At 37.6% G+C, this 23,512-nt stretch carries 23 protein-coding genes, 1 tRNA gene, 1 pseudogene and 1 riboswitch; of the genes and pseudogenes, 9 read left to right on the forward strand and 16 right to left on the reverse strand.

Going from position 1 to position 23,512, the window contains the following annotated elements:
• Window positions 1-43 precede the first annotated feature (43 nt).
• Window positions 44-1,384 (forward strand): replication-associated recombination protein A, encoded by a 1,341-nt coding sequence (locus ACPT9C_RS05950; RefSeq protein ID WP_050949116.1) that lies wholly within the window; start codon window positions 44-46, stop codon window positions 1,382-1,384.
• Window positions 1,385-1,469: 85 nt separating this feature from the next.
• Here the strand turns inward: ACPT9C_RS05950 and aroA are convergent, their stop codons facing one another.
• From aroA to ACPT9C_RS05965, 3 genes are all read right to left on the reverse strand, one after another.
• A complete protein-coding gene (gene aroA, locus ACPT9C_RS05955; RefSeq protein WP_050949117.1) occupies window positions 1,470-2,768 on the reverse strand; it encodes a 3-phosphoshikimate 1-carboxyvinyltransferase in 1,299 nt (432 codons plus the stop codon).
• The gene (gene purU / locus ACPT9C_RS05960; RefSeq protein WP_050845835.1) at window positions 2,768-3,604 is read right to left on the reverse strand and encodes a formyltetrahydrofolate deformylase; all 837 of its coding nucleotides are present in this window, start codon (window positions 3,602-3,604) and stop codon (window positions 2,768-2,770) included. The genes aroA and purU overlap by 1 nt, the downstream gene beginning before the upstream one ends.
• Window positions 3,605-3,674: 70 nt before the next feature.
• A complete protein-coding gene (locus ACPT9C_RS05965) occupies window positions 3,675-4,079 on the reverse strand; it encodes an H-NS family nucleoid-associated regulatory protein (RefSeq protein WP_050845834.1) in 405 nt (134 codons plus the stop codon).
• Between the two features lie 208 nt (window positions 4,080-4,287).
• Window positions 4,288-4,464, forward strand: a riboswitch (Lysine riboswitch).
• Window positions 4,465-4,521: 57 nt separating this feature from the next.
• On the opposite strand from ACPT9C_RS05965, the gene ACPT9C_RS05970 reads away from it, so the two are divergent.
• The 3 genes from ACPT9C_RS05970 (at window position 4,522) to ilvN (ending at window position 8,521) form a co-directional block, all read left to right on the forward strand.
• Window positions 4,522-6,042: a Na+/H+ antiporter NhaC family protein gene (locus tag ACPT9C_RS05970; RefSeq protein WP_050949118.1), complete on the forward strand. Its 1,521-nt coding sequence runs from the start codon at window positions 4,522-4,524 to the stop codon at window positions 6,040-6,042.
• Between the two features lie 266 nt (window positions 6,043-6,308).
• Window positions 6,309-8,030, forward strand: coding sequence for an acetolactate synthase 3 large subunit (locus ACPT9C_RS05975; RefSeq protein WP_050949119.1), 1,722 nt, complete (start codon window positions 6,309-6,311; stop codon window positions 8,028-8,030).
• A complete protein-coding gene (ilvN, locus tag ACPT9C_RS05980) occupies window positions 8,030-8,521 on the forward strand; it encodes an acetolactate synthase small subunit (protein ID WP_005691276.1) in 492 nt (163 codons plus the stop codon). Before ACPT9C_RS05975 ends, ilvN begins: the two co-directional genes overlap by 1 nt.
• A gap of 284 nt (window positions 8,522-8,805) precedes the next feature.
• On the opposite strand, the gene argS is transcribed toward ilvN, so the two are convergent.
• Window positions 8,806-10,539 (reverse strand): arginine--tRNA ligase, encoded by a 1,734-nt coding sequence (gene argS, locus ACPT9C_RS05985; protein ID WP_050949120.1) that lies wholly within the window; start codon window positions 10,537-10,539, stop codon window positions 8,806-8,808.
• Between the two features lie 79 nt (window positions 10,540-10,618).
• On the opposite strand from argS, the gene ACPT9C_RS05990 reads away from it, so the two are divergent.
• The 3 genes and pseudogenes from ACPT9C_RS05990 to ACPT9C_RS06000 all read left to right on the forward strand — a co-directional run bounded on the left by ACPT9C_RS05990 (window position 10,619) and on the right by ACPT9C_RS06000 (window position 11,975).
• A complete protein-coding gene (locus ACPT9C_RS05990; RefSeq protein ID WP_050845831.1) occupies window positions 10,619-11,188 on the forward strand; it encodes a VOC family protein in 570 nt (189 codons plus the stop codon).
• Between the two features lie 5 nt (window positions 11,189-11,193).
• Window positions 11,194-11,488, forward strand: a pseudogene (locus tag ACPT9C_RS05995) (hypothetical protein).
• A gap of 22 nt (window positions 11,489-11,510) precedes the next feature.
• Entirely contained in the window at window positions 11,511-11,975 is a 465-nt protein-coding gene (locus ACPT9C_RS06000; protein WP_011272483.1) for a glycine zipper 2TM domain-containing protein, read from the forward strand.
• 173 nt (window positions 11,976-12,148) lie between these two features.
• Here the strand turns inward: ACPT9C_RS06000 and pgi are convergent, their stop codons facing one another.
• The 4 genes from pgi to pyk form a co-directional block, all read right to left on the reverse strand.
• Complete coding sequence (pgi, locus tag ACPT9C_RS06005) at window positions 12,149-13,798, reverse strand: glucose-6-phosphate isomerase (RefSeq protein ID WP_050949121.1); 1,650 nt, start codon at window positions 13,796-13,798, stop codon at window positions 12,149-12,151.
• A 96-nt stretch (window positions 13,799-13,894) separates the two neighbouring features.
• On the reverse strand, window positions 13,895-14,977 hold the full coding sequence (alr, locus tag ACPT9C_RS06010; RefSeq protein ID WP_050949122.1) for an alanine racemase: 1,083 nt from the start codon (window positions 14,975-14,977) through the stop codon (window positions 13,895-13,897).
• A gap of 9 nt (window positions 14,978-14,986) precedes the next feature.
• The gene (locus ACPT9C_RS06015; RefSeq protein ID WP_258172536.1) at window positions 14,987-16,402 is read right to left on the reverse strand and encodes a replicative DNA helicase; all 1,416 of its coding nucleotides are present in this window, start codon (window positions 16,400-16,402) and stop codon (window positions 14,987-14,989) included.
• Between the two features lie 129 nt (window positions 16,403-16,531).
• Window positions 16,532-17,968: a pyruvate kinase gene (gene pyk / locus ACPT9C_RS06020; protein ID WP_041175346.1), complete on the reverse strand. Its 1,437-nt coding sequence runs from the start codon at window positions 17,966-17,968 to the stop codon at window positions 16,532-16,534.
• Window positions 17,969-18,196: 228 nt separating this feature from the next.
• On the opposite strand from pyk, the gene ACPT9C_RS06025 reads away from it, so the two are divergent.
• Together ACPT9C_RS06025 and ACPT9C_RS06030 are read left to right on the forward strand one after the other, a co-directional pair.
• Window positions 18,197-18,273: transfer RNA gene (locus ACPT9C_RS06025), tRNA-Val, on the forward strand.
• Between the two features lie 224 nt (window positions 18,274-18,497).
• Window positions 18,498-19,751 (forward strand): tyrosine-type recombinase/integrase, encoded by a 1,254-nt coding sequence (locus ACPT9C_RS06030; protein ID WP_118879919.1) that lies wholly within the window; start codon window positions 18,498-18,500, stop codon window positions 19,749-19,751.
• Here the strand turns inward: ACPT9C_RS06030 and ACPT9C_RS06035 are convergent.
• The 8 genes from ACPT9C_RS06035 to ACPT9C_RS06070 form a co-directional block, all read right to left on the reverse strand.
• Window positions 19,748-19,936, reverse strand: coding sequence for a helix-turn-helix transcriptional regulator (locus ACPT9C_RS06035; protein ID WP_162627466.1), 189 nt, complete (start codon window positions 19,934-19,936; stop codon window positions 19,748-19,750). The two genes, ACPT9C_RS06030 and ACPT9C_RS06035, sit on opposite strands and share 4 nt — an antisense overlap.
• Before the next feature lie 55 nt (window positions 19,937-19,991).
• Entirely contained in the window at window positions 19,992-20,417 is a 426-nt protein-coding gene (locus tag ACPT9C_RS06040; protein ID WP_114934819.1) for a Gp49 family protein, read from the reverse strand.
• Window positions 20,414-20,983 carry a hypothetical protein gene (locus ACPT9C_RS06045; protein WP_114934820.1) on the reverse strand — a complete coding sequence of 190 codons (570 nt, stop codon included), beginning with the start codon at window positions 20,981-20,983 and terminating at the stop codon, window positions 20,414-20,416. Before ACPT9C_RS06045 ends, ACPT9C_RS06040 begins: the two co-directional genes overlap by 4 nt.
• Window positions 20,984-21,084: 101 nt before the next feature.
• Window positions 21,085-21,519, reverse strand: coding sequence for a single-stranded DNA-binding protein (locus ACPT9C_RS06050; protein ID WP_114934821.1), 435 nt, complete (start codon window positions 21,517-21,519; stop codon window positions 21,085-21,087).
• Complete coding sequence (locus ACPT9C_RS06055; protein WP_114934822.1) at window positions 21,519-22,163, reverse strand: translocation protein TolB precursor; 645 nt, start codon at window positions 22,161-22,163, stop codon at window positions 21,519-21,521. The genes ACPT9C_RS06050 and ACPT9C_RS06055 overlap by 1 nt, the downstream gene beginning before the upstream one ends.
• A 1-nt stretch (window position 22,164) precedes the next feature.
• Window positions 22,165-22,293 carry a hypothetical protein gene (locus ACPT9C_RS06060; RefSeq protein ID WP_257004071.1) on the reverse strand — a complete coding sequence of 43 codons (129 nt, stop codon included), beginning with the start codon at window positions 22,291-22,293 and terminating at the stop codon, window positions 22,165-22,167.
• A 98-nt stretch (window positions 22,294-22,391) separates the two neighbouring features.
• Entirely contained in the window at window positions 22,392-22,682 is a 291-nt protein-coding gene (locus tag ACPT9C_RS06065; RefSeq protein ID WP_114934823.1) for a hypothetical protein, read from the reverse strand.
• Window positions 22,683-22,769: 87 nt separating this feature from the next.
• Window positions 22,770-23,435: a P22AR C-terminal domain-containing protein gene (locus tag ACPT9C_RS06070; protein WP_423717277.1), complete on the reverse strand. Its 666-nt coding sequence runs from the start codon at window positions 23,433-23,435 to the stop codon at window positions 22,770-22,772.
• Window positions 23,436-23,512 lie beyond the last annotated feature (77 nt).

Consider the following 23,512-nt stretch of genomic DNA (forward strand, 5'->3'; position numbering starts at 1 on the left):
TAAGGGCGTAGAAATACGCCCTTCAATCTTGTGAGAAATAAAAATGTCGAACTTCAATTTTGATTTTGCCGAAAATGATTTTCGTCCACTGGCAGCCAAGATGCGTCCAACGAGTCTAGAGCAGTATTTTGGGCAAAGCCATTTAATTGGCGAGGGCAAACCACTGCGAAAAGTGATTCAAGCTGGACATATTCATTCTATGATTTTCTGGGGACCACCAGGTACGGGGAAAACAACACTCGCAGAAATTATTGCTCAGCGTATTAATGCGGAGGTTGAACTAATTTCTGCGGTAACGAGTGGTATCAAAGAAATTCGTGAAGCCATTGATCGTGCAAAACAAAATCGTCTTGCGGATCGTAAAACTATCTTATTTGTGGATGAAGTCCATCGTTTTAATAAAAGCCAGCAAGATGCATTTTTACCGCATATTGAAGACGGAACTGTTATTTTCATTGGGGCGACAACAGAAAATCCCTCTTTTGAGCTAAATAATGCGTTGCTTTCTCGTGCCCGAGTGTATGTGCTGAAATCACTTACAACGGCTGAAATTGAACAAGTTTTGCAGCAAGCTGTAGAAGATCCTGAACGAGGATTGGGTAAAGAGCGGTTAATTTTAGAAGAGAATTTACTGCAAGTACTTGCCGAATATGTTAATGGGGATGCTCGATTAGCCTTGAATTGCCTCGAATTAATGGTGGATATGGCGGATGAAACGGAAAATGGAAAGAAAATTGACCGCACTTTATTAAAAGAAGTCCTGGGCGAACGTCAAGCGAGATTTGATAAACAAGGCGATCGTTTCTATGATTTAATTTCTGCTCTACATAAATCTGTCCGAGGTTCTGCTCCAGATGCTGCGTTGTATTGGTATGCAAGAATTTTAACGGCAGGTGGCGATCCTCTATATGTCGCGCGCCGATTACTTGCCATTGCTTCAGAAGATGTGGGAAATGCAGATCCTCGCGCTATGCAAGTCGCATTGGCTGCATGGGACTGCTTTACTAGAGTGGGGGCTTATGAAGGGGAGCGTGCCATTGCCCAAGCCATCATTTATCTTGCGGTTGCTCCAAAAAGCAATGCAGTTTATACGGCGTTTAATACTGCAAAACAGCAAGCGAAAGATTTACCCGATTACGATGTTCCCCCACATTTACGCAATGCGCCGACTAATTTAATGAAAGAGCTTGGCTATAGTGCAGAATATCGTTATGCCCACGATGAACCTAACGCTTATGCAGCTGGTGAAAATTATTTCCCGCCTGAATTAAAAGACACTCAATATTATTTTCCAACAAATAGAGGTATGGAAATTCAGATCAAGGAAAAACTAGAACGATTACGTGAGCAAGATAAAAGTGCGGTAAAAAAACGGTATAAATAATCTTGATTTAGGATTTGTTTTTAAGAATGGAATGAAAGTGCGGTCAATTTTGAAAACTTTTTTGAAATTGACCGCACTTTTTTACTTAATCTCTTAAGCAAATTTTCTCAAATTCACTAAAGAATGTTGGGAAGGTTTTGGCAGTACATTTAGGATCTAAAATTGTCACTGGTGTGTTTGATAGTGCGATTAGAGAAAAACACATTGCCATACGGTGATCGTTATAGGTCTCAATATTGGCGTGTTTAAATTGATTGAGTACAAGCGGTTGAATACGAATAAAATCTTCGCCTTCTTCGACTTCTGCACCGATTTTACGTAATTCGGTTGCCATTGCTGCTAAACGATCTGTTTCTTTCACACGCCAGTTATAAATATTGCGAATGACGGTTTCGCTGTTGGCAAAAAGAGCAGTGGTTGCAATCGTCATTGCGGCATCTGGAATGTGGTTCATATCCATATCAATACCATTTAATTCAGCGTATTCGGCTTGGATAAAATCCTCTCCCCAAGTGATTTTTGCCCCCATTTTTTCTAATACATCAGCAAATAAACGATCGCCTTGAATTGAATTTTTGCCAATGCCTGTTACTTTCACTTTTCCTTTAATGGCGCCAGCTGCAAGAAAGTAAGAGGCTGATGATGCATCGCCTTCTACCAAGTATTTATTAGGCGAAATATAGGATTGATTGCCTTTAATGTAGAATTTTTGGTAGTGATGATTTTCAATCTTAACACCAAAATCTCGCATCATTGCAAGGGTAATGTCAATATAGGGTTTAGAGACTAGTTCACCGATAATTTCTATTTCTGTGTCATTTTCTGCAAGTGGCGCAGACATTAAAAGTGCGGTCAAAAATTGAGATGAAATTGAACCATCAATTTTGACTTTTCCACCTTTTATCCCTTTGTTGCGAATTGCGAGCGGAGGATAACCCTCATTCTCTAAGTAGCGAATATCAGCCCCTGCTTGGCGTAGCGCATCGACCAAATGAAGAATAGGTCGTTCTTTCATACGAGGTTCACCTGTTAAGATGATTTCGCTTTCGGTTTTTCCTTTTAAGCAAAGTGCTGCGGTTAATGGACGCATTGCAGTCCCAGCATTGCCAAGAAAGAGTGAAAGATTATTCTGTATATTGAATGCTCCGCCTAATCCCTCTATTTCACAAATAGTTTTATCATCAGACAGTTGATAGCGTACGCCCAATGCTTTGAGGGCGTTAAGCATATGTCGAATATCATCGCTATCTAATAAATTGGTTACTTTTGTTGTGCCTTTCGCTAAGGCGGCTAAAAGTAATGCGCGATTTGATAAACTTTTAGAACCTGGTAAATTAATTGTTCCTTCAACCGCATTTATTGGTGCAAGAGTAATTTTTTCCATTACAACACCACCGTTTTATTTTTATAAACAAAAATTCTATCGTGTAAAGCGAGATCAAGGGCGCGACTTAGCACGGTTTTTTCCACATCACGACCAGCACGCATCATCGCTTCTGCATTATAAGTATGATCCACATTAATCACATTTTGCATAATGATTGGGCCTTGATCTAATTCATTATTAATAAAATGTGCAGTTGCACCAATAATTTTTACACCTCGTTCATAGGCTTGTTGATAAGGCTTGGCACCAATGAAAGCAGGTAAGAATGAATGGTGGATATTAATCACTCGATTTGGATAACGCGCGACAAATTCAGGGTTTAGCACACGCATATATTTAGCGAGAACAATATAATCTGGCGTATATTCATCAATTTTTTCTGCCAGTAATTTGTCATGTTCCACACGGGTTAAGTTTTCGTGGCTAATCAAATGAAATGGAATATTAAAACGTTCAACAAGTTCACGTAAATTATCGTGGTTGCCGATGACTGCCGCAATTTCTACATCAAGCGCACCATAATAATTTTTCATTAAAATATCGCCAAGGCAGTGAGCTTCTTTTGTGACTAAAATTACAATTCGCTTACATTGGGTGCTAATCAATCGACAATTCGTTCCTTCGGGTAAGCTATATTTTAGATCTTCTAATAAAGTAGCTTCGTTAAAAATACCTTCCAATTCTGTACGCATAAAGAAATGCTTGGTTTCAAAATCTACAAATTCATTATTATGCAGAATATTTAGTTGATGTTTGTAACAAATATTAGTTATTTTTGCGATTAAGCCTTTATCATCAGGGCAATCAGTGAGTAATATTTTTTTTTCGATCATAATGTTGTGTGCTATGTTTAAATAAAAAAATAGAACCCATAAAAATGAGTTCTAGTTTCAAATAGAAAAATTAAATTTCGAAATCAGATAATGATTTACCTTTGTTCAATGCATTTTGAATTGGACGTGGTGTGCGACCTTGACCCGTCCAAGTTTTATGCTCACCATTTTCATCAATAAAGGCATATTTTGCAGGGCGTGGAGCACGTTTTGTTCGAGTGGATACAGTTGTTGTGCCAAAAATTTCTCGTAATTCTTCAGGCGTAATACCTTCTTTTTCCATTAATTCTTTATATTTAGCTAAACGCTCTTTTCGCTCTGTCTCTGCTTTAATTAATTCTGCTTGATTAGCACGTTTTTCTTCGATAGCTGTTTGTAATTTTTCTAGGGCATTTTCTGCTTGTTCTAACGTTAATTCACGTACAGCTGCGCGTAAACTACGAAGATTTGTTAAACCTCTTACTAATTCGTTCATAATAAACCTCAATAAATAACATTAAATGTGGGAAAATTTATTTAATAATAGAGAAAATAAAATTTATTGTAAATATCTATTATTAAATAAATGATCGAAACAGATATATTTTTTTGTGTTTATTTTCTTTATATTTTTATTCGAGTTTATAAATTTTTTACAAAATCTGTTGGCATTTTGTTTGTTTTACGGTAATCTCTCGAATTACTACAAAAGTAGAGGTGCAATTATTATAAGTATTTTTTCAGAGTGGATAACGAAGAAGAAAAAAGAAAGGAATAGTTGCCGAAATCAAATAAAAGTCATTTTGTTTGGTTGGTGGCGTACTCGAAAGGGGCGGCACTGTCATAGTTTTTCTGATTAACTATGGAGCGCTACGGTTGTTCTGGTCTTATTCTGTCCTGTGCTTTCCGTTCTCTCCATTAATTATAGGTATTATTTAATGGAACTTATTGATTTTTCATCATCTGTTTGGTCAATCGTCCCTGCCTTGTTGGCGATAATTTTGGCGATAGCAACTCGCCGTGTTTTGGTTTCGCTTAGTGCGGGGATTGTTATTGGATCATTAATGTTAAACGATTGGCAAATCGGCAGCACATTTAATTATTTGGTAAAAAATGTGGTTTCTTTGGTTTATGCTGATGGTGAAATCAATTCAAATATGAATATTGTTTTGTTCTTATTATTGCTTGGTGTTTTAACCGCACTTTTAACCGTATCAGGCAGTAATCGTGCCTTTGCTGAATGGGCGCAAAGCCGTATTAAAGGTCGTCGCGGTGCTAAATTATTAGCGGCATCATTAGTTTTTGTTACTTTTATTGATGATTATTTCCATAGTCTTGCTGTAGGCGCAATTGCTCGTCCTGTGACAGATCGTTTTAAAGTTTCTCGTGCGAAACTTGCTTATATTTTAGATTCAACGGCTGCACCGATGTGTGTAATGATGCCTGTTTCAAGTTGGGGCGCATATATTATTACTTTAATAGGTGGTTTATTAGCGACTTATTCCATTACTGAATATACGCCAATTGGTGCATTCGTGGCTATGAGTTCAATGAACTTCTATGCAATTTTTTCCATTATTATGGTGTTTTTTGTGGCATATTTTTCTTTTGATATTGCTTCAATGGTGCGTCACGAAAAATTAGCTTTGGAAAATGCTGAAGATCAGTTGGAAGAAGAAACGGGTGCAAAAGGTCACGTGCGTAATCTTATATTACCTATTTTAGTTTTAATTATCGCTACAGTTTCAATGATGATTTACACAGGGGCAGAGGCATTAGCTGCGGATGGAAAAGTGTTTAGTGTTTTAGGTGCATTTGAAAACACAGTAGTAGGAACATCTTTGGTTGTAGGCGGATTCTGTTCAATTATTATTTCTACTTTATTAATTATTCTTGATCGTCAAGTGAGTGTTCCTGAATATGCACGTTCTTGGATTGTGGGAATTAAATCAATGTCAGGCGCAATCGCAATTTTATTCTTTGCTTGGACAATTAATAAAATCGTAGGCGATATGCAAACAGGTAAATATCTATCTTCTCTTGTGTCTGGTAATATTCCAATGCAATTTTTGCCTGTTATACTTTTTGTTCTTGGTGCAGCGATGGCGTTCTCAACAGGTACGAGCTGGGGGACATTTGGCATTATGTTACCAATTGCCGCAGCAATGGCAGCGAATGCGGCACCAGAATTATTGCTTCCTTGTTTATCTGCAGTAATGGCTGGGGCTGTATGTGGTGATCATTGCTCGCCAGTGTCGGATACAACAATTTTGTCTTCAACGGGAGCAAAATGTAATCATATTGATCACGTTACTACTCAGCTTCCTTATGCTGCCACAGTTGCAACAGCGACTTCTATTGGTTACATTGTGGTAGGGTTTACTTATTCAGGTTTAGCTGGTTTTGCAGCAACGGCAGTTTCATTGATTGTCATTGTATTTGCAGTTAAAAAACGCTAAAAATGTGATCCAATTCAAAAATTTGAATAAAAAATAATATTTTTACTATTTTATAAAATGTGGCATTTTGTCGCATTTTTTTGTTTTTATTGATGGAAGATTTTATAAAAAACTAAATTTTCATTTGTCTTTGGTTTTTTATATTTTTTTAATTGATTTTTTTATTGTTTTAGTGGCTAGACAAATTTTTTTTACTTTGTATGATGTGAAACATTGACATAACCTGTTCGTATTTTTAAAAGTGCGGTAAATTTAAGGAGTAAAAGATGAAGAAGTTATCTGGCGCAGAGATGGTGGTTCAATCTTTACGTGATGAAGGCGTAGAGTACGTATTTGGTTATCCTGGTGGGGCGGTATTAGATATTTATGATGCAATTCATACGCTAGGTGGCATTGAACATATTTTAGTTCGTCACGAACAAGCTGCGGTGCATATGGCGGATGGTTATGCACGTTCAACAGGTAAAGTTGGATGTGTGTTAGTGACTTCAGGACCAGGAGCAACAAATGCAATCACTGGAATTTTAACGGCTTACACCGATTCTGTGCCTATGGTTATTATTTCGGGTCAGGTTATGAGTAATTTAATTGGCAGTGATGCTTTCCAAGAATGCGATATGCTAGGTATTTCTCGTCCCGTTGTGAAGCATAGCTTTATTGTAAAAAAGGCGGAAGATATTCCATCTACTTTGAAAAAGGCCTTTTATATTGCGTCTACAGGTCGCCCTGGCCCTGTTGTTGTGGATATTCCAAAAGACACTGTAAATCCTAATTTTAAATATCCTTATGAATACCCAGAATCTGTCGAGTTACGCTCTTATAATCCCACAGTAAATGGGCACAAAGGCCAAATTAAAAAAGCGTTAAAAGCACTTTTAGTGGCGAAGAAACCGATACTTTTTGTCGGTGGTGGCGCAATCACTGCTGAATGTAGTGAGCAGTTAATTCAGTTTGCACAACGCTTAAATTTGCCAGTGACTTCATCGTTAATGGGATTAGGGGTTTATCCAAGTACAGATAAACAATTCTTAGGTATGTTGGGTATGCACGGTACTTTAGAAGCTAATACGGCAATGCACGAAAGTGATCTTATTTTGGGGATTGGCGTTCGTTTTGATGATCGAACAACAAATAATTTAGAAAAATATTGCCCAAATGCAAAAGTGATTCATATTGATATTGATCCAACCTCGATTTCTAAAAATGTGCCAGCCGCGATTCCAATTGTCGGAAATGCGAAAAATGTATTGGAAGAATTTTTTAGTTTATTGAATGAGGAGGGATTGAAATCTCAAACGGATCTTGAAAGTTGGTGGCAAGAAATCAACCAATGGAAAGCAAAAAAATGTTTGGAATTTGACCGCACTTCTGGTGTGATTAAACCACAACAAGTAATAGAAGCCGTATATCGCCTCACGAAAGGACAAGCCTATGTCGCTTCTGATGTAGGTCAGCACCAAATGTTTGCTGCGTTACATTATCCATTTGATGAACCTCGTCATTGGATTAATTCTGGCGGTGCTGGCACAATGGGTTTTGGTTTTCCTGCGGCACTAGGTGTGAAATTAGCTCATCCTGAAGGAACTGTTGTTTGTGTTACTGGTGATGGCAGTATTCAAATGAATATTCAAGAGCTTTCTACCGCAACCCAATATGGCATTCCAGTTGTTATTATTTGTTTGAATAATCATTTCTTGGGAATGGTAAAACAATGGCAAGACTTGATTTATTCTGGTCGTCATTCACAAACCTATATGAATTCCTTGCCTGATTTTGTGAAATTGGCTGAATCTTACGGTCACGTAGGAATAAAAATTGCTACCCCCGATGAACTTGAAAGCAAATTGCAAGAAGCATTCAGTATTAAAAATAAATTAGTCTTTGTAGATATTAATGTAGATGAATCTGAACACGTTTATCCAATGCAAATTCGTGGTGGCGCAATGAATGAAATGATTTTAAGTAAACCTCAAGAGGAGACAAACTAATGCGTAGAATTTTATCTGTTTTACTCGAAAATGAATCGGGAGCATTATCGCGTGTTGTTGGTTTATTCTCTCAACGTGCCTTTAATATTGAAAGTTTGACGGTGGCGCCAACGGATGATCCAACGCTTTCTCGAATGACTATTGAAGCAGTGGGCGATACTCAAGCATTGGAGCAAATTGAAAAACAACTTCATAAATTAGTGGATGTGTTCAAAGTGGTTAATTTAAGTGAACAGGAACATATAGAACGAGAAATTGTTTTAGCGAAAGTAAGAGCAGTGGGGTCATCTCGCGATGAAATTAAACGATTAGCCGACATTTTCCGCGGTCAAATTGTAGATGTCACACCAAAGTCTTACACAATTCAATTAAGCGGTACAAATGATAAAGTTGATGCGTTTATTTCTGCATTGAAAGAAGAAACCACATTGTTAGAAATTGTTCGTTCTGGCTTGATTAGTGTATCTCGTGGAGAAAAGAATATTCTTTAAAGTAGGGGCGTAAAGTGCGGAAATATTTTAATAGAATTTTACCGCACTTTATTATAAATACATTTGTTTTTTATAAAAAAATCGTGACCAAGTTCACAAATCTAAAAATATGTATTTGCATAACTGATAGGATTTCTTTATTCTGAACCCACTAAAAACAAGTGCTATCCTAAATAGCCGACATCTATTTTGCTTTCCGAGTAGTGCCCCATTGGGGCACTTTTTTTATTCAGTAAACAAGCATAAAAAATCCCTTTCGTAGGAAAGGGATTTAATTATCGAAATTACATTTTTTCTACGGTTTTAATACCGAGTAACGCTAAACCTTGTTTCAAGGTTTTTTCCGTTAATAATGCTAATTTCAAACGACTTAATTTTACGGCCTCATCTTCAGCATTTAAAATTGGGCAATGTTCATAGAATGATGAGAAGATGCCTGCAAGTTCGTATAAATAAGCACAAAGCACGTGTGGTGTGCCTTCTTTTCCGACAGTTTGCACGGCTTCTTCAAATTGTAGAAGTTTGATTGCAAGCGTTCTTTCTTTATCATCTTTAATAGTTAAAGGTGCAGCCAAAAGTGCGGTCGAATTTATCTCTGTTTTATTAAAGATCGAACGAATACGGGTGTAAGCATATTGCATATAAGGCGCAGTGTTGCCTTCGAAACTTAACATATTATCCCAATCAAAAACATAATCCGTGGTGCGGTTTTTGGATAGATCTGCATATTTTACCGATCCAATACCAATAGCCTCAATCACAGCTTGTTTTTCATCATTAGATAAATTGGTATTTTTTTCATTAATTAATACAGTGGCGCGTTCGATGGCTTCATCTAATAGATCGGCTAATTTTACTGTGCCGCCAGTACGAGTTTTAAATGGTTTGCCATCTTTACCAAGCATCATCCCAAAGTTTTTATGCTCTAACGAGAAACTGTCTGGTACATAACCTGCTTTACGAGTAATTAGCCAAGCTTGTTGCATATGTTGGCTTTGGCGAGTATCTGAAAAAACAAGTGCGCGATTAGCTTTTAATGTTTCATAACGATATTTTGCTGCAGCAATATCGGTTGTAGTGTAAAGGAAACCGCCGTCTTTTTTCTGAACGATCACGCCCATTGGGTCGCCATCTTTATTTTTAAATTCATCTAAATAAACAACCAATGCACCATCATTTTCTACAGCTAAACCTTGTTTTTTAAGATCTTCTACAATGCTTGGTAACATAGGATTATAAAGACTTTCGCCCATTACATCTTTTTCGGTTAAAGTCACGTTTAAGCGAGCATAGTTGTGCTGATTTTGTTGCATAGTAATATCGACTAAACGTTTCCACATCGCTCGACAATATTCATTTCCACCTTGTAATTTCACGACATAATTACGTGCTTTTTCAGCGAATATTTCATCTTCATCGTAGTGTTTTTTGGCTTCGCGATAAAAGGCTTCAAGATCTTGCAATTCCATTTCACTGGCGTGTTCGTTTTGCATTTTTTCAAGATAAGCAATAAGCATTCCGAATTGCGTTCCCCAGTCGCCTACGTGGTTAGCGCGGATGACATTGTGACCTAAAAACTCAAGGGTTCTGGCTACAGCATCGCCGATTATCGTAGAGCGTAAATGACCTACGTGCATTTCTTTTGCTACGTTTGGAGATGAATAATCAATCACAACTGTTTGTTTATTGGTAGCTTGAATACCTAAATTTTTGTGGGAAAGTGCAGCTGAAATTTCAGTTGTTAGCCAAGTTGGATTTACGAAAATATTGATAAAACCTGGGCCTGCGATTTCTAATTTTTCTGCAATATCAGATAGTTGAAGATTATCTAAAACTTTTTGAGCAAATTCTCGTGGATTTAAACCTAATTTTTTTGCTGTAGCCATAATACCGTTGGCTTGATAATCGCCAAATTGTGGTTTGCCTGATTGACGAACAAGCGCATCACAAGATTGATCAGCACCTGCAATAACCATTGCTTGTTTAATTTTATCGGATAGAATAGATTGAATATTCACGTTTTTTCCTATGTTCAAATTGAATAATAAAAATAATCGGTTATGATACCGTTCTTTGTATATTTCTCAAAGGGACAAAATGACAAATTTACAGGAAAATTTGACCGCACTTTCAGCAGATTTAGCAACGTTTGAAAGAAAAATTCAGCATTTAGCCAAAGAAATGACAATAGATCTGTCTCACTATGAAATCGATCATCTTGCATTACGGGTAAATAGTGAGCAAAGTGCTAAAAATTGGCTGATACTTTTATTAAAGTGCGGTAGAATTTTATCTGATAATATTGTTAATGGTCGTAAGATTTATCTTATTGAATTAGAAAAACCAGTTAAATTTGCCAATCAATTTGTGGATATTATTGAACTTCCACTTCCTAAAAATAAAAAATATCCAATTGAAGGTTGGGAACATATTGAGATTGTAGTGCCATTTTTACCGAATGAATCGATAAATGAATGGATTGACCGTGTTAATATGTATTTTTTATGGGACAAATTAACTCACTTAACCATTAAAGTGAGCGAGCCTAAGGTGGATGGGGAAAGATTACCAAATCCATCTATTGCAGTAAGTTTTACGGATAAAACAGTAAATCATACTTGCATTAAGGTTCATCCTTATTCTATTAAAAAAATACTTGAGGTTTAGTAAAAATGAATAAATTATCACTTGCATTCGTTGTTTTAGCAACAGTAGGCTTGAGTGCTTGTTCTTCTTTTCAAAAAGATGAAAATGCTTAAAGGTCAAATCGTTTTTAGCCAAATGGAAGGCGAAAATCTTAAATTAACTATTCGTAAAAATGATTGTTCTGGTAACCAGCAGAAAGGAGAGGAAGTTATTATTGTGCATAAGTATGATTCAACTCTTGCTATTGGGGCTTGTGTGATGGTGTCTAATAATAGCCAAGTAAAGAATATTTCATCATTTTCGCCAAGAAATCCATTTTAATTCTTAAATTAAGGATATAGATATGAAAAAGAAAACACTAGCATTAGCTATCTTAACTATTTTTAGTGTGGCTGGATGTACGAATACAGATATTTTTAGTGGCGATGTGTATAGTGCATCTCAAGCAAAGGAAGCTCGTTCAATTACTTATGGTACGATTGTTTCTGTGCGTCCTGTTAAGATCCAAGCTGATAATCAAGGCGTAATTGGTACTCTTGGTGGCGGTGCGTTAGGTGGTATTGCGGGTAGTGCAATTGGCGGTGGTCGTGGTCAAGTTATCGCAGCAGTAGTTGGTGCGATTGGTGGTGCAGTAGCTGGAAGCAAAATCGAAGAGAAAGTAAGTCAAGTAAACGGTGCTGAACTTGTAATTAAAAAAGATGATGGTCAAGAGATCGTTGTTGTTCAAAAGGCTGACAGCAGTTTTGTAGCTGGTCGCCGAGTTCGTATTGTTGGTGGCGGCTCGAACTTAAATGTTTCTGTGCTATAACTAATAGCATTAAAGTCTAATATGATTAATCAGTGCCTTAACTTAGTAAGGCACTGATTTTTTATAATTAAACTCATTTAAAATATATATTTATCGTTTATCTAAGATAAATTTAAAGGACTAAATTAGAATTTAGTCCTTAGATAAACTTGGAATTATTCAAATCTAAATAATTAACGCCATACTTTAAATTGATTAATTAATCCATTTGTTGAACTATCGTGGCTTACGACTTTTTCAGAATCTGTTAATTCAGGAAGAATTCTGTTTGCAAGTTGTTTGCCTAGTTCGACACCCCATTGATCGAAGCTAAAGATATTAAAAATCACACCTTGTACGAAGATTTTGTGTTCATACATGGCAATTAATGCGCCCAAAGTAAATGGCGTGATTTTTTGAATAAGAATTGAATTAGTCGGTTTATTACCCGTAAATATTTTAAATGGAATGATATTTTTTACATCATCTAAAGATTTACCCGCTTTTATAAATTCAGCCTCGACTTCCTCTTTTGTTTTTCCGAATGCTAATGCTTCTGTTTGTGCAAAGAAGTTTGAAAGCAATTTATTGTGATGATCCGCCAATGGATTGTGGGTTTGGGCTGGTGCGATAAAATCACAAGGAATTAAAGTGGTGCCTTGATGAATTAATTGATAGAACGCGTGTTGTCCATTTGTACCTGGTTCTCCCCAAATAATCGGGCCCGTTTGGTAATTGTTAATGACATTGCCATCACGATCCACATATTTACCATTTGATTCCATATTACCTTGTTGGAAATAAGCCGCAAAGCGATGTAAATATTGATCATAAGGTAAGATTGCTTCTGTTTGGGCTCCAAGGAAATTGGTATTCCATAAACCAACTAAGGCTAAAGTAGTTGGAATATTTTTTTCGATTGGAGCAGAGCGGAAATGTTTATCCATTTCATGTGCGCCACTTAATAACGCTTCAAAGTTTTCAAAGCCAATGGATAGTGCAATTGAAAGACCAATAGCTGACCATAAAGAGTAACGACCGCCAACCCAATCCCAAAATTCAAACATGTTATTTGTATCAATACCAAATTTTTCTACATCTTTAGCATTGGTTGATAATGCTGCAAAATGTTTTGCAACCTCATTTTCATCTTTCGCTGCTTTCAGTAACCAATCACGTGCACTTTGCGCATTTGTCATGGTTTCTTGAGTTGTAAAGGTTTTCGATGCCACTAAGAAAAGAGTTGTTTCTGGATTGACTTTTTTTAAGGTTTCTGCGATGTGTGTACCATCCACATTTGAAACAAAGTGCATATTTAAGTGATTTTTATACGGGCGAAGTGCTTCAGTTACCATATAAGGACCTAAATCAGAGCCACCAATACCAATATTCACAACATCAGTAATCGCTTTGCCTGTATAGCCTTTCCATTCACCAGAAATAATACGCAGACAGAAATCTTTCATTTTAGCTAGCACAGCATTGACTTCAGGCATGACATCTTTGCCATCAACAAGCACTGGAGTATTAGAACGATTGCGAAGTGCGGTATGTAGTACAGCTCGATTTTCAGTACGATTGATTTTTTTACCGGTAAACATTGCTTCTTTTGCGCTATCAAGAGAGCATTCTTGAGCAAGTTGGCGAAGATGTGAAAGGGTTGTTTGATTGATGTTGTTTTTGGAAAAATCTACAAGAATTTGGTTATTGAATGTTAAAGAATAATTGTCAAAACGATTTTTTTCTTGTTTAAATAAATCTAGGATGGTGGTGTTTGACAATTCAGCTTTATGTGCTTCGAGAGATTTCCACGCATGGGTGTGAGTCGGGTTAATGTTTTTCATGGTATTTCCTTTCATTAAAAATAATCAAAATTTTAACCGCACTTTCTAGGATTTTTATTAGGGAGAATGACTCCCTCTGTTCAAAAAATGCAGTGATTAATCAACATATTCAGTTATAACACGCGGCGTTAATTTTGTAATTAGCTCGTAGCTTAAAATGCCTGTGAATTTAGCTACGGTTTCAATAGGTAATTCCTTACCCCATAGAATTACTTCATCGCCTACCAAATCTTGGCTCTCTGCGCCTAAATCAACAGTGAGCATATCCATTGACACACGTCCAACAATTGGTACAAGACGGCCATTTAAATAGACAGGCGTACCTTCAGGCACATCGCGCGGATAACCATCGCCATAACCCATTGCGACCACGCCAATTTTTGTATCTCGTGGGCTTGTCCAAATACCGCCATAACCTACAGGATCGCCTTGTTTATGATGGCGAATGGCAATTAATGACGAGGTTAAATTCATTACAGGCGTTAAGCCAAACTCTTTACCGATAGTATCAGTTGGAGAAATGCCGTACATAATAATGCCCGGGCGGATACATTCTAAGTGAGATTTTGGCCAGAAAAGAATGCCGCCTGACGCCGCAATAGTACGCTCACCTTGCTTATCTTTTGTAGCGGATAAAAAACGATTGATTTGAAGTTGGGTGTAATCTGATTCTAGTTCATCGGCACGGCTGAAATGGCTGACAAAGCCTAAGTGCGGTTGAATTTGAGGGAGTTTTTTGAGTTCTTGATAAAAATAATCCACTTCATCAAGAGCAACGCCCAAGCGATGCATGCCCGTATCTATTTTTAACCAAACCTTAATTGGACTTGGTAAATTTGAATGTTTTAAAGCTTCAAGCTGTTCGTGATTATGCACCACGGTTTCAATATTATTAACGGCTAGAATAGGCAAATCTTGTTCATTGAAAAAGCCTTCAAGCAATAAAATCGGTTTAGTGATGCCGTTTGAGCGTAATGCCAAAGCCTCTTCTAAACGAGCCACGCCAAAGCAATCGACGCTTTGTTCTAAGGTTGAAGCAACGAATACAACGCCGTGACCATAAGCGTTTGCTTTAACCACAGCAATAATTTTGCTATTTGGTGCTTTTTGTTTAATTATTTCTAAATTGTGTTTTAAGGCGTGCGAACTGATTTTCGCTGTCGCCGGTTTTACGTTCATTATTTTTCCTTAATAATCATCTCGATATTCACGTTGTTCAGCGAGATTGTCGAAGCGTGAAAATTGTCCATTAAATTTTAACCGCACTCGACCAATTGGACCGTTACGCTGCTTACCAATAATAATTTCTGCAACACCTTTATCTTCCGAGTTATCGTTATAGACTTCATCTCGGTAAATAAACATAATTAAGTCAGCATCTTGTTCAATGGAGCCTGATTCACGTAAATCTGAGTTTACAGGGCGTTTGTCCGCGCGTTGTTCTAAAGTACGATTTAACTGAGAAAGGGCGACTACTGGCACTTGTAATTCTTTGGCTAGCGCTTTGAGGGAGCGAGAAATTTCTGCGATTTCTAGTGTTCGGTTATCTGAGAATGCAGGTGCACGCATTAGTTGCAAATAATCCACCATAATCATACTTAATCCACCATTTTCACGATAAACTCGGCGTGCGCGGGAACGAACGTCTGTAGGGGTTAAACCTGAAGAATCATCGATAAAAAGATTATTTTTTTGCTTAAACATTCCCACTACGCTAGCAATTTTGTTCCACTCAATCTCATCTAAATTTTGACCTGTTCGGATTTTAGTTTGATCAACGCGAGCAAGGGAAGCGATCATACGCATCATAATTTGTTCTGCGGGCATTTCTAAACTAAATACTAAAACAGGTTTTTCACTTGCCATTGCCGCATTTTCGCAAAGGTTCATGGCAAAAGTGGTTTTACCCATTGATGGACGTGCCGCAACGATAATTAAGTCAGAAGGCTGTAAACCTGCCGTTTTTTTATCAAGATCAGTGAAACCGGTTGTAATGCCCGTTACGCCTGAATGATTTTCAAGTTTGCTCAAAATATCGATTTTTTCAATGGTACTTTCTAGCACATTGATCACATTCTGCGGGCCTTCGCTAGAAGTTGTTCGTTTTTCTGCAATCGCAAATACTTCACGTTCCGCTTCATCAAGAATTAATTTGATGTCTTGCCCTTTGGGAGAATAGCTATTTTCAGCAATACGATTTCCTACCGAAATAAGTTCTCGTAATATGGCTTTCTCACGCACAATATCCGCATAAGCCAAAATATTAATGGCGTTCGGAGTATTATTGGAAAGCTCTGCTAGATAGGCAAATCCACCTACTTCATCGCTTACTCCACGGCTTCTTAAGGCTTGATCTAGCGTAATTAAATCAATAGGCGATTGATTACGCATCAGATGTTCCATTTCTGTAAAAATTAGACGATGCTGAAAAGTATAAAAATCGTCAGCAATCACACGTTCAGCAATACTATCCCAATGTTGATTGCTCAGCATGATGCCACCCAATACAGCTTGTTCAGCTTCAATTGAGTGCGGGGGAATACTTACTTGTGCCGTTTTTTTGTCAGAAGATTTGATTTGAGGTTGTGATGCCATAGGACTTATTTCGATACTAGAATGTCGCCTATAATACCGCAAATATCTATTGGGTTTAAGTGAAAAGTGCGGTAAAAAAAGGAAATAAAAAACGGTGGAAAATCCACCGCTCTTTATTTAAAGTATTCAGATTATTGATTATTCAACAATTAATGTGCGACAAACGTTAGTTTCTGTCGCACCTTGTCCACCCTGCGTTAGAAGCACTAAATCGCCTGCAGATAAATAACCTTTTTCTTTTAATGATTGTAGTGCAGCTTTTGCACCAGCTTCAGTACGGCTATCTTCACCATAGAAAACAGGGGTTACACCGCGGTATAATGCACAAAGATTTAAGGTTTCTTGATGACGAGATAAAGCAAAGATTGGTAAACCAGAGCTAATACGTGACATCAATAATGGTGTATGACCTGTGCTAGTTAAAGTAACGATTGCTGCAACACCTTTCATATGGTTTGCTGCATACATTGCAGACATAGCAACAGATTCTTCAATGGCTTCAAATTCTTTATCCATACGGTGACGAGAAACATTAATGCTTGGCATTTTTTCTGCCCCTAAACATACGCCCGCCATTGCCACTACTGTTTCAGAAGGATACTGACCTGCTGCTGTTTCAGCAGAAAGCATAACCGCATCAGTACCATCTAATACTGCGTTTGCAACGTCCATCACTTCAGCACGAGTTGGCATTGGGTTGCTAATCATTGATTCCATCATTTGAGTTGCTGTAATTACTGCACGATTTAATTGACGTGAACGACGGATTAATTTTTTCTGCACGCCAACTAATTCAGGATCGCCAATTTCCACACCTAAATCACCACGAGCAACCATAATTACATCAGATGCTAAAATAATATCGTCCATTGCCTCATCATTAGCAACAGTTTCTGCACGTTCAACTTTAGCAACGATTTTTGCATTTAAACCAGCTTGTTGAGCAAGTTCACGCGCATAATTTAGGTCAGCACTTGAACGAGGGAAAGAAACAGCTAAGAAATCAACGCCAATGCGTGCAGCGGTAATAATGTCTGCTTTATCTTTTTCTGTTAATGCATCTGCAGATAAACCGCCACCTAATTTGTTGATACCTTTATTATTTGATAATGGACCGCCAACAGTGACTTCGGTGAAAACTTTTGCACCATCAGTTGATAATACTTTTAATTGAACACGACCATCATCTAATAAAAGAATATCGCCTGGTACAACATCTTGTGGAAGCGTTTTATAGTCTAAACCAACAGATTCTTGTGTACCTTCGCCTTTTGGCAATTCCGCATCAAGAATGAATTTATCGCCAACTCTTAAGAAAATTTTACCGTCTTTAAAGGTAGAAACACGAATTTTAGGACCTTGTAAATCACCTAAGATTGCCACGGTTTTACCTAATTTTTTCGCGATAGAACGTACACGTTCTGCTCGTTCGATATGATCTTCAGGTGTACCGTGAGAGAAGTTCATACGAACTACGTTTGCGCCCGCTGCGATAATTTTTTCAAGATTGTTATCACGGTCAGTTGATGGGCCCATAGTACATACAATCTTCGTTCTTCTTAGTCTTCTAGACATTATTTACTCCGTCAATAATTACAAAACTTTAAAGGTATTATTTTATTTCGCTACATCTTAGCCAGATAAAAAATCGGTGCAGATTATACGCTTAAAAATTTGGGAAATCAAAAACAGCCCTGTTAGTTAAGGCAAGACTGTTTACTTTTTTGCCAGTTATATCGAGTTTTAAGAAAAATACTTGTTTTCAGATTAAAAATATCTATAATTCCAAACACTTTATACAGTGCGACTATAGCTCAGTTGGTTAGAGCACCACCTTGACATGGTGGGGGTCACTGGTTCGAGTCCAGCTAGTCGCACCATCTTTTCTTTTCATAAAGTATCATAAAGTTCCATTCATAACATAAAATCAATCACTTATAGTCTTTTGGTTTATTTTATTGTTTCATAGAGTATCATTCAATTTCATGATTTTAGTATTACATTTAGTATCATAACTTCAATTTTTCTGTGTTTGTAATACTAAAAATCAGGAAAAAGGTAATGTAATACCATTCCCGCTGAATTGATAATACCAAGGTTCCATATGCCGAAACTCGTTAAACCACTCACTACAACGGAAATTACAAAAGCTAAACCGAAAGAGAAAGATTATTCTTTGTCCGATGGTTATGGTCTATTTTTATTTGTTCGTGTTACCGGATCTAAGATATGGCGATTTCAATATTATAAGCCAATCATCAAAAAAAGAACGATTATTAGCTTAGGGAGTTACCCTGAATTATCGCTTGCGGATGCTCGGGTTAAGCGTGATGAGTACCGGGGCCTATTAGCAAAAAATATCGATCCGCAAGAGCATAATTTTATTCTCGAGCAGGAAGCCTTACAGGAAAAAGAAAATCTGTTTTCTACACTTGCTGAAAAATGGTTTGAGTTCAAACATCATGAGGTAAAAGCAGGGAATTTAAAACAAGTTACTTATGATGATATTGTCGATCGCGTTACTCGCCATTTGCTACCGCACTTTGGCCACATGGAGCTAAAAAACATATCTGCGCCATTGGCACGAAACAAATTAAAGTATTTAGAAAAAGAGGGGAAACTAGACACATTACATCGAGTTATCGGGTATATGAGCAAAATAATAACCCTTGGCGTGAATATTGGGTTGTTGCATAGCAATCCTATTGCTAATTTATCTGAAGGTTTTTTAAGACCCATAGCGGAAAATAACCCGACAATCCCACCAGAACGATTGTCTGAATTCTTTGCAGCGCTTCAATCCTCTAAAATGTCTTTAGAGGTTCGGTGCGCAATCGAATTGCTATTGTTGACCGCTACTCGTGTTGGCGCATTAACACAAATGGAATGGAGTGAGATTAATTTTGATGAAAAACTTTGGTACATACCAAAGCACAAGATGAAGGGGAGAGTTGGAAAGGTACAAGATTTTATTGCGCCACTATCAAAACAAGCGCTTGCAGTCCTTGCTGTAATGAAGAAACTCACAGGCAATCAAAAGTATGTTTTTACCGGGTTTAAAAACTCAAATGAGCCAATGAACAAGGAAACCCCAAACAAAGCCATTAAGAGAATGGGGTATCAAAATACACTGACGGCCCACGGATTGCGATCTATTTTTAGTACCGCAATGAATGATGCCGAATTTAACTCGGAAATTATTGAAGTTTGCCTTGCTCACTTTGAATATTCTTCCGTGCGTGGTACTTACAATAAAGCTAAGTACCTAACGCAACGGATCGAATATATGCAGTGGTGGGGGGATTTTGTTGAGGAGAGGGCGAGAGAATCTGCTGCAATGTGCTTAACATCAGATTAATTAGCCATTTGCGCCTGTTTGCAGTCGATATAACGTTGGATGTCGGTAGATCTCCAGTAGAGGAATCTGCCGATTTTTATTGGCTCGGGAAAATCCTTGTCATCTTTCATTCTTCGTAAAAGAGTAGAACGGCTAATATCTAATACTCTTGCCGTGTTTTTTAATCTTAATAATTCTTCAGTCATATTTACTCCAATAAAAACCTCTTGCATTTTTGGCAAGAGGCTTTATGTTTAGCTTTTAGACATACGCTAGACGTTGATTTAAAATATCGAGGTAATCATCCATAGCACCCACTTGTTTATTCAATAACTTCAATCGGTCTGGATCACATTCCTTCATTCCGTCAAGATAGGCTTTTAACTTATCAAGTCGTTCAGCCAATTCGTTAAGTTCACGTTGCAACCGATAAATCCAATCGCCACCGATTTTTTGCTTAAGCTCAAAACCAAAGAGTTGCCATAACTTGTCAAAAGCGTTTTCATAAGCAATCTTTTTGCCAATTTCCACGTCGAAGTTATTTGGATCTACACAAGCACTTTCACCGGTAACTGTAAATCCGGAATGCAACTTGATAACAGCAATAGTGATTGTTGTCCCATCCAGTTGATGATATGCCATATCTGCAATCTGCTGTTGCAAGAATTCAGTATTAATACTGTTCATTGTTTTTCCTCTATCAATTCCAATGATTCCCAATTAACAATATAACCACCATGTCTACTTGATATTCCTTGATCTTGCCATTTTTTATTTTTTGCTGCCTGTTTATCTGCTAATACGCACACTTTTCCAAAAGGTAGGTAATTATTATTTTTATCCTCCATAATAATACCTTCTTTTAAACCCCATTTTACGCGACTACCGACAGAAAAAGGCAATGTATAAACATTGTCAGTTACCCATTGTTTAGATAGGCGGTTATTTTCTTTATCAAAATCATACTCAAGATTTTTTTCTTCAAATTCTTTGGCTTGGCGATAATCCCAGCCTTGCCATTTAATAAGATTTTCAGCGGTGTCTTCATTATCGCCTATCCACTCTTTTAAAATGCTTTGATAAATGCCAAAATCTTCAATATCAAATTCTTCATCTTCAAAGTACTTTTTGGCTGAATTAACTTCATCTTTGTATTCTTTTTCTACCCACTCCTTTAAAAAGGCTACAAATAAATGTTCATCATTAAGTGTTGGGCGTGGAACCTCAGGTGTCCATCTACTGTTTCTAATCATTCTATTTCTCCTATTTTTTGGGGGTAATAAAAAGCTCGCTTAAGCGAGCTGGGTTGAGAGCAATAAAAAAGCCACTATTGGTTAGTGGCTTATCATGTAACTCAAAACGGAATATCATTATCAAACCCATCTTGTTCTGCTGCTGCGCTTAATGGGTCGGTTTTTTCTTTGTCTTTGGTTGGCTGTTGTGTTTCATTGTTTGCCTTGCTGTCTAGCATTTCAAAGGATTGTGTCGCTACTTTAAGTGCGGTGCGGTTATTGCCGTTTTGGTCTTGCCAGCTTTCCTGTACTAGTTTTCCTGTTACACAGATTTTTGAGCCTTTTTGCAGATATTGTCTTGCCACATCGGCAGAATTGCCATGCACCACAATAGGTATCCAATGCGTACGTTTAACTGTATTGCCTTGTCTATCTCGGTAATCATCGCCGATAGCAAGATTAAATGTGGCAATTTGCCCGCCATTTTGGAATTGGCGGATTTCTGGGTTACTGCCTAAATGACCGACTAATATCACGGTGTTGGTATTACGTGCCATTAGCGCATCTCCTGTATGAGTTGTTGATAATATTCTTGAGCAATTTCTACCCGCTCTTTGATTTTCTCGATGATTTTCTCATCACGTTTAATTATGACCGTCGTGATACGTTTTTCTTGGGGGATTTGCTCAACCAAGTCAATGTATCTGTTTGGGTCGTCATAGCTTGATAATTGGTCATAAGGAGTGGGGAGGAGGACAAAATCAATTTGCGCCTCATCACAATCCCATAGCCACATATAGCCTTGCATTTGTGCGTCATACCCCGCTTTTTTGGCTTTTTCTTCTGCCTCATCAGCAAAAAAAGGGTGTGAGCCAATATCCCAAGAACATTTAGTATCTATGATTAATTTTCGACTTGGCACATAAATGTCGCACTCGCCTGTAATCCAATCGTTTTCACGTCTTTCCGTGTTCTTTTTAAGAGGTAATCCACGTTTACGACCGCTTAACTTAATAGCTTGTTCTTCTAGTGCAATGCCTTTCTCGGTGTATTTATTCCCCTCAAAATCTCGATAACCGAATAAATCAAATTTCACTATCTTTCTCACCGCACTTTTTGCTGTAGCAGATATTCCATTACCGCTTTTAGGCTTTACCATTAAATCAGCCAAGCCAGAGCATTTAGCTTTGAGTTGGTACATTTTATTTTCCTTCTATGGTTGAAATTATTTCGGTGTGGCAGATTTTGCCGTCACAGTCTTGATTAAGATTTAGGGCGTGCGCCATATACACCACAAATGCACACACAAGCGTAATGATTAATTTGTTCATTTTTTGTTCCTTTAAAATTTAGCTACGCTTGATTACGTGGTATATTGGCTTTTCCATCCATTCAATGGAGAAGAATAAAATGGAAAAGCGATTTGAGTTTATTGATGCTTGGAATATGGCGGCGACTCTTTTGGTTCATCAGTCGTTTGAATCGAATCAGGCTCGGGTCGATGCACTGGCTGATTTAGCGGTGCGCCTTTACATTCGGTATGAAGATTTTTACCAGCAGTATCTTGAGATTGAAGCTGAGTACGAAGAAAATCAATCTTCAAGCGATGCAAATCGTCTGAATTGTCTTTCTGCTCTACGTGACTTTTTAAACGATATAAAATCAAAGATGTGATGATGGCTGTAATAAATGCCACAAGTGCGCTGATAAATAAGCTCATTTTGTTTCCTTTTTAGTCAATTTAGTGAATTTAGGGTGTAGCAATCCGCCGCAGGCTTAAAAAAGTGCGGTCGGATTTTGTGGTGTTTTAGAGAATATCTAGCTGAAAGCCTGTTGCTTTAGGGTTGTAGGCTCTAAGATATTTTAATACGCGCCAGTTATTTCCTTGCTCGCATTCAAATTGCTCTGTAATGCGCGTCAATACGTTATGTGCCTGACGGAGAGTACTGCGATATTCGTAAGCTATGTCATAAACGGATGCAGCATAGTGCGAACCAATTTGTTTTAATGCAGGGTGAAGCACTTGGCAAAGTTCCATGCCACGCAATAAAGCAAACCACGCCCAAACGAGCTGTTGTAGGTCATGCTCTGTAAATTCAAAGGTGAATTTCTCAGGTTCTGGCAAGGCGAGCTGTTGCGGTTGAAGTTGATATTTTCCTGTTTTTCTAATTGCCGGTAACACTTCAGAAGTGACCCAGCGTTTTACTTTTTTAGCTTGCTCTAATTTTGAACTCAAGACTAATGAATACATTCCGCTTTCATTCACGAAGAGAACTTGAGCACGTTTATTGATAGTATTCACGATCTCACGTTTCGTTAGGTCGTCAGGATCTACGTGATCTTTAATCGCTTTATGTGGATTTTTATATTGCAATAACTCTGCAAGCTGAGCTGCTCTAAAAAAGATCTCATTGTTTTCTACAATGGTTTGAACAGGAGTGTTTTCAAATTTGAAGATAGTAAGATTTGACATTTTGTAATCCTTTGAGTCTATTTGTATCAAACAAGCCATTTTTGAGAATGGCGTCGGGAGGCTCAAAAACCCTACTC

The organism is Haemophilus sp. HN_Hi16 (assembly GCF_049823435.1).
GTDB lineage: Bacteria > Pseudomonadota > Gammaproteobacteria > Enterobacterales > Pasteurellaceae > Haemophilus > Haemophilus influenzae_D.

Coding starts and splice junctions, on each gene's coding strand:
- ACPT9C_RS05950 (WP_050949116.1), top strand. CDS start 44: ATGTCGAACTTCAATTTTGATTTTGCCGAAAATGATTTTCGTCCACTG.
- aroA (WP_050949117.1), bottom strand. CDS start 2,768: ATGGAAAAAATTACTCTTGCACCAATAAATGCGGTTGAAGGAACAATT.
- purU (WP_050845835.1), bottom strand. CDS start 3,604: ATGATCGAAAAAAAAATATTACTCACTGATTGCCCTGATGATAAAGGC.
- ACPT9C_RS05965 (WP_050845834.1), bottom strand. CDS start 4,079: ATGAACGAATTAGTAAGAGGTTTAACAAATCTTCGTAGTTTACGCGCA.
- ACPT9C_RS05970 (WP_050949118.1), top strand. CDS start 4,522: ATGGAACTTATTGATTTTTCATCATCTGTTTGGTCAATCGTCCCTGCC.
- ACPT9C_RS05975 (WP_050949119.1), top strand. CDS start 6,309: ATGAAGAAGTTATCTGGCGCAGAGATGGTGGTTCAATCTTTACGTGAT.
- ilvN (WP_005691276.1), top strand. CDS start 8,030: ATGCGTAGAATTTTATCTGTTTTACTCGAAAATGAATCGGGAGCATTA.
- ACPT9C_RS05990 (WP_050845831.1), top strand. CDS start 10,619: ATGACAAATTTACAGGAAAATTTGACCGCACTTTCAGCAGATTTAGCA.
- ACPT9C_RS06000 (WP_011272483.1), top strand. CDS start 11,511: ATGAAAAAGAAAACACTAGCATTAGCTATCTTAACTATTTTTAGTGTG.
- pgi (WP_050949121.1), bottom strand. CDS start 13,798: ATGAAAAACATTAACCCGACTCACACCCATGCGTGGAAATCTCTCGAA.
- alr (WP_050949122.1), bottom strand. CDS start 14,977: ATGAACGTAAAACCGGCGACAGCGAAAATCAGTTCGCACGCCTTAAAA.
- pyk (WP_041175346.1), bottom strand. CDS start 17,968: ATGTCTAGAAGACTAAGAAGAACGAAGATTGTATGTACTATGGGCCCA.
- ACPT9C_RS06030 (WP_118879919.1), top strand. CDS start 18,498: ATGCCGAAACTCGTTAAACCACTCACTACAACGGAAATTACAAAAGCT.
- ACPT9C_RS06035 (WP_162627466.1), bottom strand. CDS start 19,936: ATGACTGAAGAATTATTAAGATTAAAAAACACGGCAAGAGTATTAGAT.
- ACPT9C_RS06040 (WP_114934819.1), bottom strand. CDS start 20,417: ATGAACAGTATTAATACTGAATTCTTGCAACAGCAGATTGCAGATATG.
- ACPT9C_RS06045 (WP_114934820.1), bottom strand. CDS start 20,983: ATGATTAGAAACAGTAGATGGACACCTGAGGTTCCACGCCCAACACTT.
- ACPT9C_RS06050 (WP_114934821.1), bottom strand. CDS start 21,519: ATGGCACGTAATACCAACACCGTGATATTAGTCGGTCATTTAGGCAGT.
- ACPT9C_RS06055 (WP_114934822.1), bottom strand. CDS start 22,163: ATGTACCAACTCAAAGCTAAATGCTCTGGCTTGGCTGATTTAATGGTA.
- ACPT9C_RS06060 (WP_257004071.1), bottom strand. CDS start 22,293: ATGAACAAATTAATCATTACGCTTGTGTGTGCATTTGTGGTGTATATG.
- ACPT9C_RS06065 (WP_114934823.1), bottom strand. CDS start 22,682: ATGAGCTTATTTATCAGCGCACTTGTGGCATTTATTACAGCCATCATC.
- ACPT9C_RS06070 (WP_423717277.1), bottom strand. CDS start 23,435: ATGTCAAATCTTACTATCTTCAAATTTGAAAACACTCCTGTTCAAACC.